At 61.6% G+C, this 16407-nt stretch carries 15 protein-coding genes and 1 tRNA gene; 7 read left to right on the plus strand and 9 right to left on the minus strand.

Translation table 11 applies throughout. The annotated features are described in order from the left end of the window. Positions 1–344: 344 nt before the first annotated feature. The 3 genes from GOB94_RS02485 to GOB94_RS02495 all read right to left on the minus strand — a co-directional run bounded on the left by GOB94_RS02485 (position 345) and on the right by GOB94_RS02495 (position 2020). A tRNA-Met gene (locus GOB94_RS02485) sits at positions 345–421 on the minus strand. A 157-nt stretch (positions 422–578) separates the two neighbouring features. Continuing rightward, on the minus strand, positions 579–1256 hold the full coding sequence (locus GOB94_RS02490) for an NAD(P)H-binding protein (protein ID WP_255484173.1): 678 nt from the start codon (positions 1254–1256) through the stop codon (positions 579–581). Then, on the minus strand, positions 1220–2020 hold the full coding sequence (locus GOB94_RS02495; protein ID WP_182277357.1) for an SDR family oxidoreductase: 801 nt from the start codon (positions 2018–2020) through the stop codon (positions 1220–1222). Before GOB94_RS02495 ends, GOB94_RS02490 begins: the two co-directional genes overlap by 37 nt. A 119-nt stretch (positions 2021–2139) precedes the next feature. Here GOB94_RS02495 and GOB94_RS02500 point away from each other — a divergent pair, with 119 nt between their 5' ends. From GOB94_RS02500 to kdsB, 3 genes are all read left to right on the plus strand, one after another. Next, positions 2140–2784 (plus strand): TetR/AcrR family transcriptional regulator, encoded by a 645-nt coding sequence (locus GOB94_RS02500; RefSeq protein ID WP_255484174.1) that lies wholly within the window; start codon positions 2140–2142, stop codon positions 2782–2784. 109 nt (positions 2785–2893) lie between these two features. Beyond that, positions 2894–3145, plus strand: coding sequence for a hypothetical protein (locus GOB94_RS02505; RefSeq protein WP_182277358.1), 252 nt, complete (start codon positions 2894–2896; stop codon positions 3143–3145). Further along, positions 3142–3912: a 3-deoxy-manno-octulosonate cytidylyltransferase gene (gene kdsB / locus GOB94_RS02510; RefSeq protein ID WP_182277359.1), complete on the plus strand. Its 771-nt coding sequence runs from the start codon at positions 3142–3144 to the stop codon at positions 3910–3912. The genes GOB94_RS02505 and kdsB overlap by 4 nt, the downstream gene beginning before the upstream one ends. Before the next feature lie 97 nt (positions 3913–4009). Here kdsB and GOB94_RS02515 read toward each other — a convergent pair whose 3' ends face one another. The 5 genes from GOB94_RS02515 to rfaD all read right to left on the minus strand — a co-directional run bounded on the left by GOB94_RS02515 (position 4010) and on the right by rfaD (position 8173). Beyond that, positions 4010–4666 (minus strand): HAD-IA family hydrolase, encoded by a 657-nt coding sequence (locus GOB94_RS02515; RefSeq protein WP_255484374.1) that lies wholly within the window; start codon positions 4664–4666, stop codon positions 4010–4012. A gap of 88 nt (positions 4667–4754) precedes the next feature. After that, positions 4755–5948 (minus strand): pyridoxal phosphate-dependent aminotransferase, encoded by a 1194-nt coding sequence (locus tag GOB94_RS02520; RefSeq protein ID WP_182277360.1) that lies wholly within the window; start codon positions 5946–5948, stop codon positions 4755–4757. 45 nt (positions 5949–5993) lie between these two features. After that, complete coding sequence (locus GOB94_RS02525; RefSeq protein WP_255484175.1) at positions 5994–6617, minus strand: class I SAM-dependent methyltransferase; 624 nt, start codon at positions 6615–6617, stop codon at positions 5994–5996. Beyond that, entirely contained in the window at positions 6614–7120 is a 507-nt protein-coding gene (gene coaD, locus GOB94_RS02530; protein ID WP_346265652.1) for a pantetheine-phosphate adenylyltransferase, read from the minus strand. Before coaD ends, GOB94_RS02525 begins: the two co-directional genes overlap by 4 nt. Positions 7121–7198: 78 nt before the next feature. Then, positions 7199–8173 carry an ADP-glyceromanno-heptose 6-epimerase gene (rfaD, locus tag GOB94_RS02535; RefSeq protein ID WP_182277361.1) on the minus strand — a complete coding sequence of 325 codons (975 nt, stop codon included), beginning with the start codon at positions 8171–8173 and terminating at the stop codon, positions 7199–7201. Between the two features lie 181 nt (positions 8174–8354). Here rfaD and GOB94_RS02540 point away from each other — a divergent pair, with 181 nt between their 5' ends. Then, entirely contained in the window at positions 8355–8690 is a 336-nt protein-coding gene (locus GOB94_RS02540) for a hypothetical protein (protein WP_182277362.1), read from the plus strand. A 176-nt stretch (positions 8691–8866) separates the two neighbouring features. Here the strand turns inward: GOB94_RS02540 and GOB94_RS02545 are convergent, their stop codons facing one another. Then, entirely contained in the window at positions 8867–13528 is a 4662-nt protein-coding gene (locus tag GOB94_RS02545; RefSeq protein WP_255484176.1) for a glutamate synthase-related protein, read from the minus strand. Positions 13529–13786: 258 nt separating this feature from the next. On the opposite strand from GOB94_RS02545, the gene GOB94_RS02550 reads away from it, so the two are divergent. The 3 genes from GOB94_RS02550 to argB all read left to right on the plus strand — a co-directional run bounded on the left by GOB94_RS02550 (position 13787) and on the right by argB (position 16289). After that, a complete protein-coding gene (locus GOB94_RS02550) occupies positions 13787–14224 on the plus strand; it encodes an ArgR family transcriptional regulator (RefSeq protein ID WP_182277363.1) in 438 nt (145 codons plus the stop codon). Positions 14225–14353: 129 nt separating this feature from the next. Next, a complete protein-coding gene (argC, locus tag GOB94_RS02555; RefSeq protein WP_182277364.1) occupies positions 14354–15415 on the plus strand; it encodes an N-acetyl-gamma-glutamyl-phosphate reductase in 1062 nt (353 codons plus the stop codon). Positions 15416–15506: 91 nt separating this feature from the next. After that, positions 15507–16289 carry an acetylglutamate kinase gene (gene argB, locus GOB94_RS02560; RefSeq protein ID WP_182277365.1) on the plus strand — a complete coding sequence of 261 codons (783 nt, stop codon included), beginning with the start codon at positions 15507–15509 and terminating at the stop codon, positions 16287–16289. Positions 16290–16407: the final 118 nt, after the last annotated feature.

The following is a 16407-nucleotide window of genomic DNA, read 5'->3' on the forward strand; positions in this document are numbered from 1 at the left end:
CCACCGCCGGCCTGTTAGTGACCACCGGCAGGGATTGTTGAAATGATACTCTCATCTCCCAAACTTCCCCACACTACCCGTTTTGAAGGGTACGGGCTTCAGCCCGTACGTGTAAGTCCTACAAAAGCAACACGGCTTTAGCCGCTGAGGGACGCCTTTAGCGCTGAAAGCGCGACATATCCCAGCCTGAGCCGAACGGAACCCCGCCGAGCGCTTTTGCTCGGTGGGGAAGGAGCCCCAGGTAAAACGGCAAGGAACAGTCCAAGCGCTGAAGGCGCGACATAGAGCCAAGCCACACGCCCCTGAAGATACCCACCCTATTTTCTTCACATCACATTGGTGTTTGGTGGCGGCGGGCAGAATCGAACTGCCGACCTACGGGTTATGAGTCCGTCGCTCTAACCATCTGAGCTACGCCGCCGATGCCCCTCACAGGGCGTTGCAAACTGTCATCCAGCGGTCCCGTACCCTAGGCCGCGACATCAGCCGCTCTACCCATCATAGATTTCACCCCCTCCAAGGTCAACCGCATTGCTAAAGGGAAGCAGACTGCTCAGTACTCCTCCGCCAGCAGTTCATCAGACCAGGCTTTCGGAGTAGAGAAAATGGAGCCCCGGCTCTGCTGTCATAACAGCATCCAGGATCACCGCCGCGATTGCGGGCGCGGGATTGACCTGAAACTTCTTTGGGAGAACCGGCGCAAAGACGCTCATCAACCGCAGAGCGATGCCTTCCCTGAATCGCGGTTCATCCCGTTCTCCCCCGATGAGGCTCGGCCGAACGATGGTGAGTGATCTGAATCCCACTTGCTCGATGTCTCGCTCTATCTCGCCTTTGATTCGTGGATAGAACATCCCAGAGCTGGCAGAGGCAACGCTCGCCGACACGAGGACAAAAGTCTCCACTCCATATTCACGTGCAGATCGCGCGAATGCCAGGGGCAGCACATAGTCCACTTCGCGAAATGCCTCTTTGGAACCAGCCTTGCCGATCGTCGTTCCCAACGCACAGACGACGCCGTCAACTCCCTGCGTTACGCCCAGCAGCGACTTCAGGTGATCGGACACAGGATTGATGAGCTTTGGATGGGGCGGCAATGGTCGGCGCGTGGGCGCGACTACGCCTGTGATGGCAGAATGCGCAAGAGCTTGCGCCAATACGTTCTTCCCCACCAGACCCGTGGCACCTAATAACAGCATCTTCATCGTCGAGCTTCTGTCTATTTCACCATTGCTTTTACCAGCAACCGTCGCCATGCCGCATCCGGCAGGAATCGGTTCATCCAGAAAAATGGGCCGGGCTTGGCGAGATAACGTAGCCGATTGCTCGAATCATTCGCGGCACGATAAATGACCTTCGCCACCTCTTCCGGCGTGGCCCCTGCTAAATTTCCTTTCGCAAAGACACCCAGAAACTTATTCATGCTTGCTCGGTACGGGTCGCTCACCGCTATTTGCTTGCTGCCCTTGCCGAATTCAGTAGCAATGCTGCCGGGTTCGACCATCTTTACGCGGATACGGAACGGCTCCAACTCGTAGCGCATCGATTCGCTAAGGCCTTCTACTGCGAACTTTGTCGCGACATACGTCGAGGCATACGGAAGGGCAAAACGGCCCACAATCGAAGAGATATTGATGATCAGGCCTTCGCCCGCTTCCCGCATGGCTGGAAGAACTTGTTGTGTAACTCCAATCAGGCCGAATAGATTGGTCGCGAATTGCTGTTGGATTTGCTGATCCGATAATGCTTCGATCGGCCCGAACAAGCCGTAGCCTGCGTTGTTGAGCAGCACGTCAATCTTCTGGTAACGAGTCAACGTATCGGCTATCGCCTGCGCAACGGACTCCGCATGGGTGACATCGAGCGCCAACAGGCTAATTTGCGGGTGCTGAAGCACGGAATCCGCCTTGCGGGGATCGCGCATGGTCGCCGCCACATTCCAGCCTCTTTCGGCGAAGTAAAGCGCGGTCGCCCGTCCAATGCCGCTGGACGCACCCGTGATCAAAATTGTCTTTGCCATAAAACTCCTCGCGTTGGTTGCCGGGTTCGTCGCACTGAACATGCAAGACGGGGACCCCGGCTATCGCATTCTATTGAGTATAGACATACCGATTAGTATTTCGGTTGCAAATAGTTTGCGTGCGTTATTCTGAAATCGTGCGTAAAGCGATCAAACAGAGATTGACCCGCCAGGAGAGCCGGCTTGAAACCAGAACAAAGCTTCTGGATTCAGCAGCACAACTGTTTGCAAGGGGCGGTTATGAGGGCGCGTCTGTCGATCTGATTGCGGAGAGCGCAGGCTACTCCAAGGGAGCGTTCTACTCCAATTTTGAGAGCAAGGAAGCCATCTTCCTGGAGCTTCTCGACGCCCATAAGCGGCGCGAGATTGATGCGTTGGCGCAGCTTCTGGCGCAGGACGTTCCCGCGTCAGAGCTAGTCTCACTGATCCGCAACTCTGAAATTAATCGTGTCTCTGATTTCGACTTCGGTTTGCTTTCGGCGGAGTTTCAGTTGCAGGCCTGCCGCGATAAAACGTTCGCAAAAACCTATGCCAAGCTGCACCGCACTCACGTGGACACCATGGCTGGATTGATTACCAAGCTGTTCGCCAAGCTTGATCGGACTCCGCCCTCTACGCCAAAGGATCTTGCCGACATCATTATGGCGTTGACCACAGGTCTCTCTTTGCAAAGAACAAGCGTGCAAGGACCTCTGCGAAAGGGGTTTCTAACTGCAGCGATTCTTCTGGTTCTCGGCCTTGACCCTGGCGAAGGCGATAGGTAACGATAAACGCTCTTCTGTTTACCGAACTGCACCTATTCGTGGAATCTCGCCAAAAGTCGCCTTTTCGATAGGTAAAGTGGTTAGAGATCGAATTGGCTCTCAATCACAAATGGCCCCATTCTCCCGATTATCGCAAGCGCTCCTCGCAACGCTCCTCACCACCCCTGACTGTTCCGTCCAGGGCGACTCGCTGCAATGCCGACTGCTCAGCATCCTGCACTATCTCTATGTCGCCGGAGCTGTCCTCGCGGTCATCTTTCTCGTAGTCCTCATCGTCGCCATCCGCGCCTGGCTCTCGAGCCGCAACTCGGACGACATCCCCACCAAAGATTCCAGCACCAGAAAGCATCCTCGCGCATGACCGCACCAGCCAATCTAGCTCTCGGCCGAGTTCTCGGTGTCATCCCCGCCCGCCTCGCCTCCACGCGCCTGCCCCGCAAGGTCCTGCGCCTGCTCAACGGCGAGCCGCTGCTCGGCTGGGTCTATCGCGCCGCCCGCGCCTGCCCAGCCCTCGACGACATCCTCATCGCCGCCGACTCCGACGAAGTCCTGGCTCTCTGCACCGAGCGCGGCTGGCCCTGCATCCTCACCTCACCCAATCTCCCCAGCGGCACCGACCGCCTCTACGCCGTCTCCCGCTCCGTCCCCGCCGACATCTACGTCAACATCCAGGGCGACGAGCCCCTCCTCCACCCCGAGCACATCGCCGCCATCCTCGCACCCTTTACGCAACCCGGTAGCGCCGCGGCAGCGACTATAGACGTAACCACCCTCAAAGTCCGCTGCACCCCCGAAAATATCGCCAACCCTAACGCCGTCAAAGTCGTCACCGCCGCCGACGGCCGCGCCCTCTACTTCTCCCGCGCCACCATTCCGTACGACCGCGACGCCGAAGGCAACGCCCGCTACTGGAAGCACCTCGGCCTCTACGCCTACCGCCGCGCCGCGCTCGAACGCTTCGCCGCCCTCAAACCCAGCGAGCTCGAGCAGACCGAGCGCCTCGAACAGCTCCGTCTGCTCGAAAACGGCCTCAGCCTCTACGTCGCCGAAACCCCCTACGACACCATCGGCGTCGACACCGAAGAAGACCTCCAGCGAGTCGAAGCCATCCTGCGGGACCGCATTTAAGAGTGCAGGCCGCAAGTTAGGCATCCACCCCTAACCCCTTATGGCTGCGGATCATACCCTCATAACCAGGGGGGAGGGGTGCCGTACAAAACTCGGCCTACAGCGCGTCGATCGTCACCTTCAGCCCACCAGCCTCCGCGACCGCCGTCACGCTCTCCAGCGACGTCACCACCCAGCTCGCCCCCATCTCACGCAGCTTCGCCTCAGGAGTCGTCCCCAGCACCGCCACCACCCGAGCCCCCGCCGCAACCCCCGCCTCCACCCCACTGGGAGCATCTTCAAAAACCAGACAATCCTTCGGCTCCACGCCCAGCCGCTCCGCGCCCATCTCATAAGGCTGCGGATCAGGCTTCCCGCGCTCCACCATGTTCGCGCTGATCAGCCGCTCCGGCTGCGGCAGCTTCGCCGCACGCAACCTCGCCTCCAGCAGCCTGTCCGTCGCCGAGGTCACAATCGCCCACCGCTCCAGCGGCAGGCTCTCCAGTAACGCCTTCGCCCCGGGGAGCGTAATGATGTCGCCCACATCGGCGATCTCCATCTCCTCAATCCGGTGCAGCCCTTCAGCCACATCCACCCACGGCGCCAGGATATGCACAATCTCCGCCGCCCGCACCCCATGCGGAATCGTCACCTTCTCCCAGTGGGGGACGCCATAGTGCTTCCCCCACAGCTTCCAGCACCGCTCCGCGCTCGCAATCGAGCTCACCAGCACGCCGTCCATATCGAACAGCATCCCCGTGGCATCCACAGTCACCAGGCTCAAACCATCTCTCCTTGCAAAAAAGAGACGAGAAGCGAGATACGAAGGCGACCCCTCGCATCTCACCTCTCGCATCTGTCCCTTACAGCTTCGCCAAATACTCGCGAATCCGCTCAACGCCCTTGTCAATCACGTCAGCCGACACCGCATAGCTCAACCGCACATGCTCCGTCGTGCCGAACGGCTCGCCCGGCACCGTCACCACATGCGCCTCGGTCAGCAGCTTCGACGCCAAATCGCTCGCCGACTTGATACCGCCCTTGCCGATGAACTTGCTGATGTTCGGATACACATAGAACGCGCCCTCAGGCACCGTGCACGTCAGCCCCGGAATCGACTTGAAGCCTTCCAGCACGCGGTCGCGCAGCTTCACATAGTCCTTGCGCATCTCCACCACGCAATCCTGGCTGGCCGTCAGCGCCGCAATCGACGCCCGCTGCACCATGCTCGCCGTGTTGCTCGTCGACTGCGACTGCAGCTTGCTCATCGCGCCGATGATCTGCTTCGGCCCCAGCGCAAATCCCGCGCGCCAGCCCGTCATCGCATACGTCTTCGACAGCGACCCCAGCACAATCACATGCTCCTTCGCCTCCAACACGCTCGCGCCGGAGATCAACTCGCCGTTGAAGCTCAGGTACACATAGCACTCGTCCAACAGCACATAGATGCCGCGCTCATGCGCCAGCTTCACAATGCCGTACAGGTCTTCCTTCGCCATCACCGCACCCGATGGGTTCGACGGGAAGTTCAGGATGATCGCCTTCGTCTTGTCCGTAATTGCATCGGCGATCATCTTCGGCGTTACGCGGAAGTTCTCCGCCTCACTCGTCTCCACAAACACCGGCGTGCCATTGGCAAACTCGATGATGTCCTTGTACGAAACCCAATAAGGTACCGGCACGATAACCTCATCGCCCTGCTCCACCAGCACTTCCATCGCGTTGAAGATCGCCAGCTTGCCGCCGGCCGAAAACACGCACTCATCCACGGCATAGTTGGTACCGAAGTCGGCAGCATGGCGCTCAACGATCGCCTTGCGCACCTCGGGCACACCGGCCACCGCCGTGTACCGCGTAAAGTTCTTCTGGATCGCCTCAATCGCGGCGTCCTTAATGTGCTGCGGAGTCGAGAAGTGCGGCTCACCCGCGCCAAAGTCGGCCAGGTCAATCCCGGCGGCCTTCATCTTCAGCGCCTCGGCGGTAATGGCCATGGTGGCCGAAACTTCAATGCGGTTGATGCGGTCGGTCAAAATCTTCGTGGCTGTCGCTGTGCTCATATCTCTAGTATTTCAGCTTTACCCGTGGAGATAAAGCCCCGCTATCTAGCTGGTTTCGACCCGCTTCCGCAGCACCCATGTCGTCATACACCGGTGCTCCTGCACAACCGTCGTCTTCAGAGGGTCCACCAGCAGCGCATCCATCTGCGCGGTCATCGTCATCAGCGCCTCTTCATCCGCCAGGAACCACTCTGACCCATCGCCAATCCGATAGATATGCCCCCGCAGATGCGGAAACTCCATCCCAATGCGTGACCCCAGCCGGCAGAACAGCATCCCACCCGGCCGCAGCACTCGCCACAACTCCTCCACCATCGCCAAAAAGTGCTCCTCATCCCGCGCAAAGTGCAGCACAGAGTTGCAGATCACCACATCCGCCCAGTCATCCTCAAACGGCATCGCCTCAATCGCACCAACGCGAAAATTGTCTCCCGGCAACGCCGGAGCAATCTCAGCGGCGAGCTGTCGCACATGCCCCACGCCCTCAGCATTGGCATCGAGCGCCTTCACCTCGCACCCCATCCGCAGCAGGTACACCAGGTTGCGCCCATACCCGCATCCGGCGTCGATCACCTTCATCCCGCGCTCAATATTCCCGCGCAGAATCTGGTCAAACACGTAAATATCAATCTGCCCGAACTCATCCTGCAGCGACATCCCCGCCGTCACTTGCCGTTCCCCGGCACACGCTGCTTCAGCCGCTCCACCACATTCGGCGGCACCAGGCTCGTCACATCGCCGCCCAGCTCAAACACGCCCTTGATCAGCCGCGAGCTCACATAGGTGTACTTCTCCGCAGGCATCATAAACAGCGTCTCCAGCTCCGGATCGAGCTTCCGGTTCATCATCGCCATCTGAAACTCGTACTCATAGTCCGAGATCGCCCGAATCCCCCGCAGCACGGCCTTCGCGCCCTGCTCCCGCGCAAAGTCCACCAGCAGCCCATCGAACATCGTCACACTCACGTTCGCAAACTCCGCCGTCGCCTCGCGCAGCATCTCCACGCGCTCCGGCACCGTGAACAGCGGCGTGCCCTTCTGCGTGTTCCGCAGCACCGCCACAACCAACTCATCCACAATCCGAGAAGCACGCGCAATCAAATCCAGGTGCCCATTCGTCGGCGGATCGAACGTCCCCGGATAGATCGCCTTCGTCCCTTTAGTCGCCATCATCATCGCCAAGCCAGCATACCGTCTTTCATTGCGTACATTGCGGTAAACTTTGCGTCCTCTGCGTTCAAGGTCTTTTGCTTATGCACTGCGACGCTCCAGAAAAGCCACATACTCCCGCACACCATCCTCCAGACTAGTAAACGCCCGCTTGTAACCAGCCTTCCGCAGCTTCTCCATCTGCGCCTCGGTCCGGTACTGATACTTCCCGTGCAACACCTCCGGCATCTCGATAAACTCAATCTTCGGCTCCTTGCCCATCGCTGCAAACACTGCGCTCGCCAGGTCGTTCCACGTCCGCGCCTTCCCTGTCCCGCAGTTGAACAGCCCACCCGGAGCACCATACTCCTGCTCCGCAAAATGCAGCACCACATCCACCGCATCGCCCACCCAAACAAAGTCGCGTAGCTGTTCGCCGTCCTTATACTGCGGATCGTAACTCTTGAACAACCGCACAAATCCATCGCACCGAATCTGCTCATAGCTCTTCAGCACCATCGACGCCATATCGCCCTTATGGTTCTCATGCGGCCCATACACATTGAAGAACTTCAGCCCCACAATCGAGCTCAGCAGCCCCTGCTTCAGCGCCCACGCGTCGAACATCTGCTTCGAGTAGCCATACATATTCAGCGGCCGCAGCTCCGGCGTCACCGCATCGTCATCGCTGTACCCATCGCTGCCATCGCCATAGGTCGCCGCACTCGACGCATACACAAACCGCACCTCATGACTCTCGCACCAGTTCGCCAGCACCCGCGTGTACTGGTAGTTGTTCCGCAGCAGGTAGTCCGCATCCTTCTCCGTCGTCGAGCTGCACGCACCCATATGGATCACGCTGCGCGCATCCGCAAAGTTCCCATCTTCCAGCAAGCCCAGAAACTCCTCAGGGCTCACAATGTCCTCATACCGCAGTCCGACAAGATTCTTCCACTTCTCGTCCTTACCCAGCTCGTCCACCAGCACGATCTCGTCTTCACCGCGCCGGTTCAGCTCCGCCACCACGTTCCTGCCGATAAATCCAGCCGCGCCCGTCACTACAATCGGTCTCGCCATCAAAGCTCCTCAAACATCTAACCATGGTAATCGTTGCCGCTGTCACAATCAGGTACCCCGAGGCTTCAGCCTCGGGTTTCATAAAGCTCTCAACGTCGCTTCCGGTGCTACTGAAAAGCTCCACGTCGGTGGCGAACGCAAGGGCTACCTCACCAACTCCAACGACAACCAGTCCCAGCTCATGCTGAGCCAGAGCGACAACAACCCTCAGCTCCTGGCCGCTCTCCAGCCCATCCTCGACGCCCGTCACAAGGTCGCCGACGCCCAGGCCACCGTCGACCAAACCAACCAGCAGCTCATCAGCCTCCGCCCCGACGAGGACCGCCAGCGCGCCAACATCACCGCCCTCGCCAACGCCGACAAGTCCTCTCGCGACCGCTTCGTCCACGACCTCAACACCACCGAAGACGCCGTCAACGCCGCGCAGAAGGACCTCGCCACCCGCACCGCCGCCCTCAACGCGGCCAAAGCCGACCTCGCCGTCCGCATCGAAGCCTTCCAGATCGACACTCACTGACCCAAACCGGGAATTCCTAGACGGGGCAAAACATTCGCTCACAACACCCATCTGCCCCGTTCACCTCATCGTTATCCTTGTAGCACCCCGCTTTTCCCAGGCGAGGTTTCAACGAAAGAACGGCAGCCCGCAAAGGCTGCCGTCTTCGTCTACGCTCGACTGTCTATTGTCTGCCCTTACGCCTGCGGCTTCGGAGTAAACAGCACAAACTTCGCCGACTCCTCTGCCCAGTTGTCCAGCAGCTCCTGCCCCAGCACACTCTGCGTCAGCGCCACATGCTCTTCCAGCAGCGCCTTCAACGACGCCTGCAGCTCCGCCGTCGTCTCCGCAAAGTTCTGCGCCTCCAGAAACTCCGTGTGATACCGAGGCCCCGGATTCTCCGGCCTGCCGCCGAGCATCGTCTGCTCCACGTCATACATCCACGCCAGTCCGCCAGTCATGCCCGCGCCGAAGTTGATTCCGACTTCGCCAAGAATCGTGACAAGCCCGCCCGTCATGTACTCGCAGGCATGGTCGCCAACGCCCTCTACAACCGCCGTCACACCGCTGTTCCGCACCGCGAACCGCTCGCCCGCGCGCCCAGCAGCAAACAGCCTTCCGGCTGTCGCACCATACAGCGCCACGTTGCCCAGCAGCACATGGTCCCAGCTCTTCTCCGCCGCGAGTCCCTCTGCGCGAATCACCAGGTCCGCGCCCGAAAGCCCCTTGCCGACAAAGTCATTCGCCTGCCCGGTCAGGATCAGCTTCATACCCGTGCCGGCAAACGCTCCAAAGCTCTGCCCTGCCGTGCCATGCAGATCGAACGTCGCATCGGCATCGCCGACCTCTTCCTTCACCCGCAGCACTGCAAGCTCACCACTCAGCCGAGCGCCAACCGCGCGATGCTCATTGGTGATCTCCGCCTTCACATAGAACGGTTCATGTTTCTTCGCCGCCGCCACCGCAGGCGCGGTCCACGGCTCATCCAGCGGGCTATCGACACCCGGCCGTGCATTGCGAACACCCATCCATCGCGCCGGCCCTTCGTTCACCTGCGCCAGCATCGGCGACAGGTCGATGTTCCCATCGAACCGCACCTGCTCCAGCAGGTCGACGCGCCCAATCGCAGCCTCAAGGCTCGGCAGCCCAAACTTCGCCAGCAACCGCTGCAAGTCCCCTGCGAGCTGCTGGAAGAACATCACCACATGCTCCGGCTTGCCGCGGAACTTCGCGCGCAGCTCCGGCTTCTGCGTCGCAATGCCTGTCGGGCACGTATTCAGATGGCACTGCCGCGCCATATCGCAGCCCAGCGCCACCAGCACCGCCGTGCCAAACGCATACTCATCCGCACCCAGCAACGCAGCCACCAGCACATCGCGGGCCGTTGCGATGCCGCCATCCGTGCGCAGCCGCACGCGATCGCGCATCCCATTGTGCCGAAGCACCTGCTGCGCCTCGCTCAACCCAAGCTCCCACGGATTGCCCGCATACTTGATGCTCGACAGCGCCGCCGCACCCGTGCCGCCCGTATTGCCCGCAATCACGATGTAATCGGCATACGCCTTCGCCACACCCGCGGCAATCGTACCCACGCCGCAGCCCGACACCAGCTTCACGCCCACAGCCGCCTTCGGGTTCACGCGCTTCAGGTCATAGATCAGCTGCGCCAGATCTTCAATCGAGTAGATGTCATGGTGCGGCGGTGGCGAGATCAGGCTCACCCCCGGCTGCGCATGACGCAACCGTGCAATCAGCCCGGACACCTTGTGCCCCGGCAGCTGCCCACCCTCGCCGGGCTTCGCACCCTGCGCCACCTTGATCTCGATCTCCTCAGCATGCGCCAGGTACTCCGCCGTTACACCAAAGCGTCCCGAGGCAATCTGCTTGATCTTGTTGTTCAGGTTCAGATGCACAGCCGGAGCCGCAACCAGCTCCGCGACCGCAACGCCGCCACCTGTCTCCGGGTGCCCCATCTTCGCGACAGCTTTATCGTCGCTAAGGTGGGAAGGCATACTGCCCGGCCCCGAAGCCTGCGGCCGATACACATCCCGGTCCTCACCGCCCTCACCAGTATTCGACCGCGCGCCAAGCATATTCATCGCCGCCGTAATCGTCTGGTGGGCCTCCGGGCTCAGCGAACCCAAACTCATCGCGCTCGCGATAAACCGTGTACACAGGCTCTCCGGCTTCTCGACCTCGTCGATTGCAAGCTCCGCACCCGCTGGCCGCACCTCCACCAGGTCACGCAGAGACACAACCTCACGCGCATCCATGTTCCGGCTGAAGATCTGAAACGCACCAGTAGGATCACTCGCAGCGGCAACACCGCGCGCACTGCCCACCACTGTCTGCAGAGCCTTCACCGTCGGCGGCTGCCACAGGTGCGGCTCCGCCGTCTCCGCCTTGCGGAAGCGAACCCAGCCATAATCCGGCAGGTCGGCAGCAGTCTCTTCGCCCAGCCAGCTCGCCCGCAGCCTGCGGTCCAGCTCTTCAAATCCAATGCCCGAGATCGGCGCTGGCGTATTCGGGAAGCACCGCTCCACCACGCTCGCATGCAGCCCCAGAATGTCGAACTGGTGCGCGCCGCGGTAGCTGTCCACCACCGAAATGCCCATCTTCGACATCACCTTAGCCAGCCCGGCATCCAGCGCCTTCAGCGTCAGCGCCTCGCCATCCACGCCCTCCGGCTGCAGGCTCTTCGCCGTCTCCAGCGCCAGCCACGGACACACCGCGCCCACGCCATACCCAATCAGCACCGCTGCATGATGAATATCGCGGCAGTCACCCGCCTCTGCCGCAATGCCCGTCAGCGTGCGCAGTCCAGCATCCACCAGCGACTGGTGCACCGCGCCCACAGCCATCGCCATTGGGATCGGCAGACGCTCTGCACTCGCATCGCGGTCCGTCATCAACAGCAGCCGCGCACCCTCGCGCACCAGCTCCACCGCCCGTCCACACAACGCATCCAGCGCCTGCTCCAGCGTCAACTCTGGCGCAAACGTTACCGGCAGCTCTTCCAGCCGCAGCTCATCCGCATGCGGGTACTTCTTCGCGCGCAACGCCGCTACCTGCCCCAGCGACATGAACACCGACTTCATCGCGATGCCCGGCAGCGGGTGCGCCTTGTCCAGCAGGTGCGCCCACGGCCCAAACCGCGTATTCAACGAAACCACAATCGCCTCGCGCAGCGGATCGATCGCCGGGTTCGTCACCTGCGCAAACCGTTGCCGGAAGTACGCATACAGCGGTCGCGGACTCTTCGCCAGAAACGCCAGCGGCGTATCGTCACCCATCGACCACACCGCGTCCTTGCCTGTCGCCGCCATCGGCTTCAGGATCATGTTCACGTCTTCCTTCGTGTACCCAAAGCCCTTCTGCAGCGCAGCCACGCGCTCCGCCTCGGTCGGTGTCACCTCCACCGGCACCAGCGGCGTCTGCTCCACCAGCTTCGCGTACGTCGCCTTCGCGTCGAAGGCCTTCAGCATCTCGTCGTTGTGATAGATCACATGCTCATCCATATCGAGCGCGATCATCTGCCCCGGCCCCAGACGTCCGCTCTCCAGGATCGTCTCCGGATCGAGGTCCACCAGTCCCGCTTCACTGCCTGCCACCACAATGCCGTCCGTCGTAATCGCGTAACGACAAGGCCGCAGTCCATTGCGGTCCAGCGCAGCACCTACAGCCACGCCATCCGAGTACGCAATCGCCGCCGGGCCGTCCCACGGCTCCGTGCAACCCGAGTGGTACTGCAGAAATGGGCTCTCATAGCTCACCGTCGCCCGCGCAGGCGGCAGCAGCATCCGCACACTCTCTGAGATCGTGCGCCCGTTCTGGCTGATCAGCTCGATCGTCTCATCCAGGCTCGTCGAGTCCGTGCCGTCCTTCGTGTGTACCGGCTTGCACTCCACCGGCAGCGTTGAATCGCGCGCCACCATGCGGCTGCGATTACCCCACACCGTATTGATCTCGCCGTTGTGCCCCAGCTTGCGCCCCGGCTGCGCACGGTGCCACGCCGGCAGCGTGTTCGTCGCATACCGCTGATGAAACAGCGCAAACCGCGTCACATACTCCGGGTCCGCCAGGTCTGGGTAGAACTCCGGCAGCAGGCTCCCCATGCACATCGCCTTGTACACCACCGTCGTCGTCGACAGCGAGCAGACATACCCCGTCACCTCGCCCAGCTCCACCGCGCGCTCAAACTGTTTGCGCGCTAGGTACAGCCGCCGCTCCATACACTCCTCATACTCGGCCGACTGCGGATCGGGCATCGTCACCGCCGGATACTTGTTCCCCGCCTTCGACTCTGTGGCATCCACCACCAGAATTTGTTTGATCACCGGCATCGTGCTCAGAGCAATCTCGCCCAGGACGCCCGGACGCACCGGCACCTCGCGCCAGCCCAGCACCTTCAGCCCCTGCGACGCGATCGCGCGGTTCATCACCTCTTCGGCCCGCGCCTCGCCCTTTGGCAGAAACAGCATCCCCACGCCCAGCGGCTGGTCGTCCGCCAGCGTCATCCCCATCGACTTCAGCAGCAGCGTCCGAGGCACGCTCGTCATCAGCCCAATGCCGTCCGAGCTCGTCCCATCGGCGGCCACGGCGCCACGATGCGCCAGCCGCTCCAGCGCAATCAGCGCGTCCCTCAAAATTTTATGGCTGTACTTGCCCTTCACCGACGCGACAAACCCCACACCACACGAATCGCGCTCAAACCGGCCATCAATCAGCGACGGGCCTTCACCCCGCAACCACCCCACCGGCAGCCCTGTCGAGTCGGTCGCAAAACCCCGCTCTCCCTGCCGCACACCAGCGCGCACCCCTTGTGCCCGCCACTCGCCCATCGCATAGCTCTCAAACATAGCTCACTATATTCCGTTTCCCAGGACTTTCGTCACGCCTGCCCGCAAAGTCCCCGTGAAATTCGCCCCTGATAGACAGCTTCGCGGCCGCCCCAGAAAGCTCGTGGTACTGCCTTGACAACGTTCGTTTGTATATTTATACATGAGAAGTGGATTTTTATGCAGCTTGTTCTGCTGCTTTTATCCACCAGTGGCGCTCTTTCGAGGCGTCACATTTTTGTTTCCTTAATGCTCGTACGGTTTCACTAACAATACTGCATGAAAAGCCAACGGCACAACGCGATCAAAGATCTCCTGGTGAAGACCACCGTCACCAATCAGGACGAACTGCGCCGTAAGCTCGAAACAAAGGGCATCCACGTCACCCAGGCCACGCTCTCCCGCGACATCCGCGAGCTCCAGCTCGTCAAGGGCCCCAGCGGCTACGCCCTGCCCGCCAACGGCAACGGCGAAGACGACATGCCCGCCACCGCCTCCGTCCTCGAAAGCTTCGGCCTCGAGGTCGTCCAGGCGCAGAACCTGCTCATCGTGCACACCACCATGGGCGGCGCACAGCCCGTCGCCGCCGCGCTCGACTCCGAAGCGTGGGACGAGGTCGTCGGCACCATCGCCGGCGACAACGCCGTCCTCATCGTCTGCCCCGACAACACCGCCGCCGCCGCGCTCAAAGCCCGCATCGAGACCTACCTTGTCTAACAAATTCCATCTCGCGTTGCGTCTCACCCATAACGATTGTCATCTCGACCGGAGCGAACGGCTTCATCGTTCGCGCAGCGGAGAGACCCCTGTATCTGGAAGCAGCGACACCGCTGGAGGACACTGCGCATGACCACGACCTCCTCGCTTCGCACCGCCGTCCTCGGCGTCACCGGCTACTCCGGCGCAGAGCTCGTGCGCCTGCTGCTCGACCACCCAAGCCTGCAGTCGCATCCGCCGTTGCTCTTAGGACGCGCCAGTTCGGAGTCCATCGCCCTCACCAGCATCCATCCACAGCTCTCCGGCCTGCCCCACGCCGACGAGCTTTCCGTCGTCCCCTTCGACCTCAAGCTCCTCGTCGAAGAGATGATCGATATCCTCTTCCTAGCCACGCCACACGAGCAATCCCGCGAAGAAGTCCCTGCCCTCATCGCGGCAGGCATCCGCGTGATCGACCTCTCCGGCGCCTGGCGCTTGCAGCACGAATCCAACCGCGCCGTCTACAAGCTCCACGACGCCGACCCCACCGTCGCCGCACAGCTCCAGGCCGAAGCCGTCTACGGCTCACCCGAGCTCCACGCCGAGCAGATCAAAACCGCCCGCCTAGTCGCCAATCCCGGCTGCTACGCGACTTCCATCCTCCTCGCGCTCGCGCCGCTCATCCGCGCCAACGTCCTCGACCTCAACCACGGCATCATCGCCGACGCCAAATCCGGAGTCTCCGGCGCCGGCAAGGCACCCACCGCGACCACACACTTCATGTACGCGGCCGACAACCTCTCCGCCTACGCCGTCTTCGGCCACCGCCACACCGGCGAGCTCCTCGAACAGCTCCACCTCGACGCCAGCCAGATCCAGTTCACCCCCCACCTGCTGCCCATCCCGCGCGGGATTTTATCGACGATTTACGTTCGGCTCGCCCAGCCCGGCAGCATCATAAGTATTCAGTCGCTTTATGACGAGTTCTACGCCAACGCGCCGCTCGTCCGTGTCCGCCGCTCGCCTGCGCTGCCGCAGATCCAGCACGTCGTCCGCACCGCTTTCTGCGACCTCGGCTTCCAGCTCGCGCCCGACGGCAACCGGCTGGTCATCATCTCCTGCCTCGACAACCTGCTCAAGGGCGCAGCCTCCCAGGCGGTTGAAAACATGAATCTCATGGCCGGCTTCCCCCAATCCTCGGGCCTGCGATGATGCCGTGGCGAAACTCGGCTAACTTCGCAAACTTTGCGGGAACGCCTTTGCTCTTGCCTTTGCCTTTGCCTTCCAGTTACGGAGTAACCAAATGAAATTCGTAGTCAAACTCGGCGGTGCCACCCTGCAGGACCCATCTCTCCTGCAAACCTGCGCCAAAGCCGTCACCCAGCTCGCGCAGGACGGCCACCAGGTGGCGCTCGTCCACGGCGGCGGCGTCCAGCTCACCAAGCTCCTCGACCAGATGGGCAAAAAATCCGAGTTCGTCGCCGGCCTCCGCATCACCGACGCCGAAACCCGCGACGCCGCCCTCATGGTCCTCGGCGGCCGCGTCAACAAGTCGCTCGTCGCGGCACTCACCCAGTGCGGCCAGTCCGCCATGGGTCTCACCGGCGGCGACGGCCACGTCTTCCGTGCGCGCAAGAAGAAGACCAACCCCGACCTCGGCTTCGTCGGCGAGATCGCCGCCACCGACCCCAAGTGGCTCGACGCCATCTGGACCATGGGCGCCGTCCCCGTCATCTCCTCCATCGCCCTCGGCTTCGACGGCGAGTACTACAACATCAACGCCGACGAGATGGCCGCCGCCACCGCCGTCGCCACCCACGCCGACGCCCTCGTCTTCCTCACCGACGTCCCCGGCGTCAAAGGCGCCGACGGCAGCGTCCTGCGCTGGCTGCACCTCAAGGACATCCCCGCCCTCGAAGCCTCCGCCGTCGTCTCCGGCGGCATGTTGCCCAAGCTCAACGCCTGCAAGGAGGCCCTCACCCACGGTGTCAAACGCGTGCGCATCCTGCCCGCCAACTCCGCCGCCCTCCTGCCCGACCTCATCAGCTCCCGCATCGACGACGGAACGGAGGTCATCGCCGCCTAGCATTTTGTTTGTCATTCCCAAAGGGAATCTGCCCCAAAAGGAATCTGTTTCTGTAGTTGCTCTTGCTTTTCTTTCTGTCATTCCGACCCTGAGCGAAGCCGAAGGGGAGGAACCTGCT

The sequence above is a fragment of the Granulicella sp. 5B5 genome, from assembly GCF_014083945.1.
GTDB lineage: Bacteria > Acidobacteriota > Terriglobia > Terriglobales > Acidobacteriaceae > Granulicella.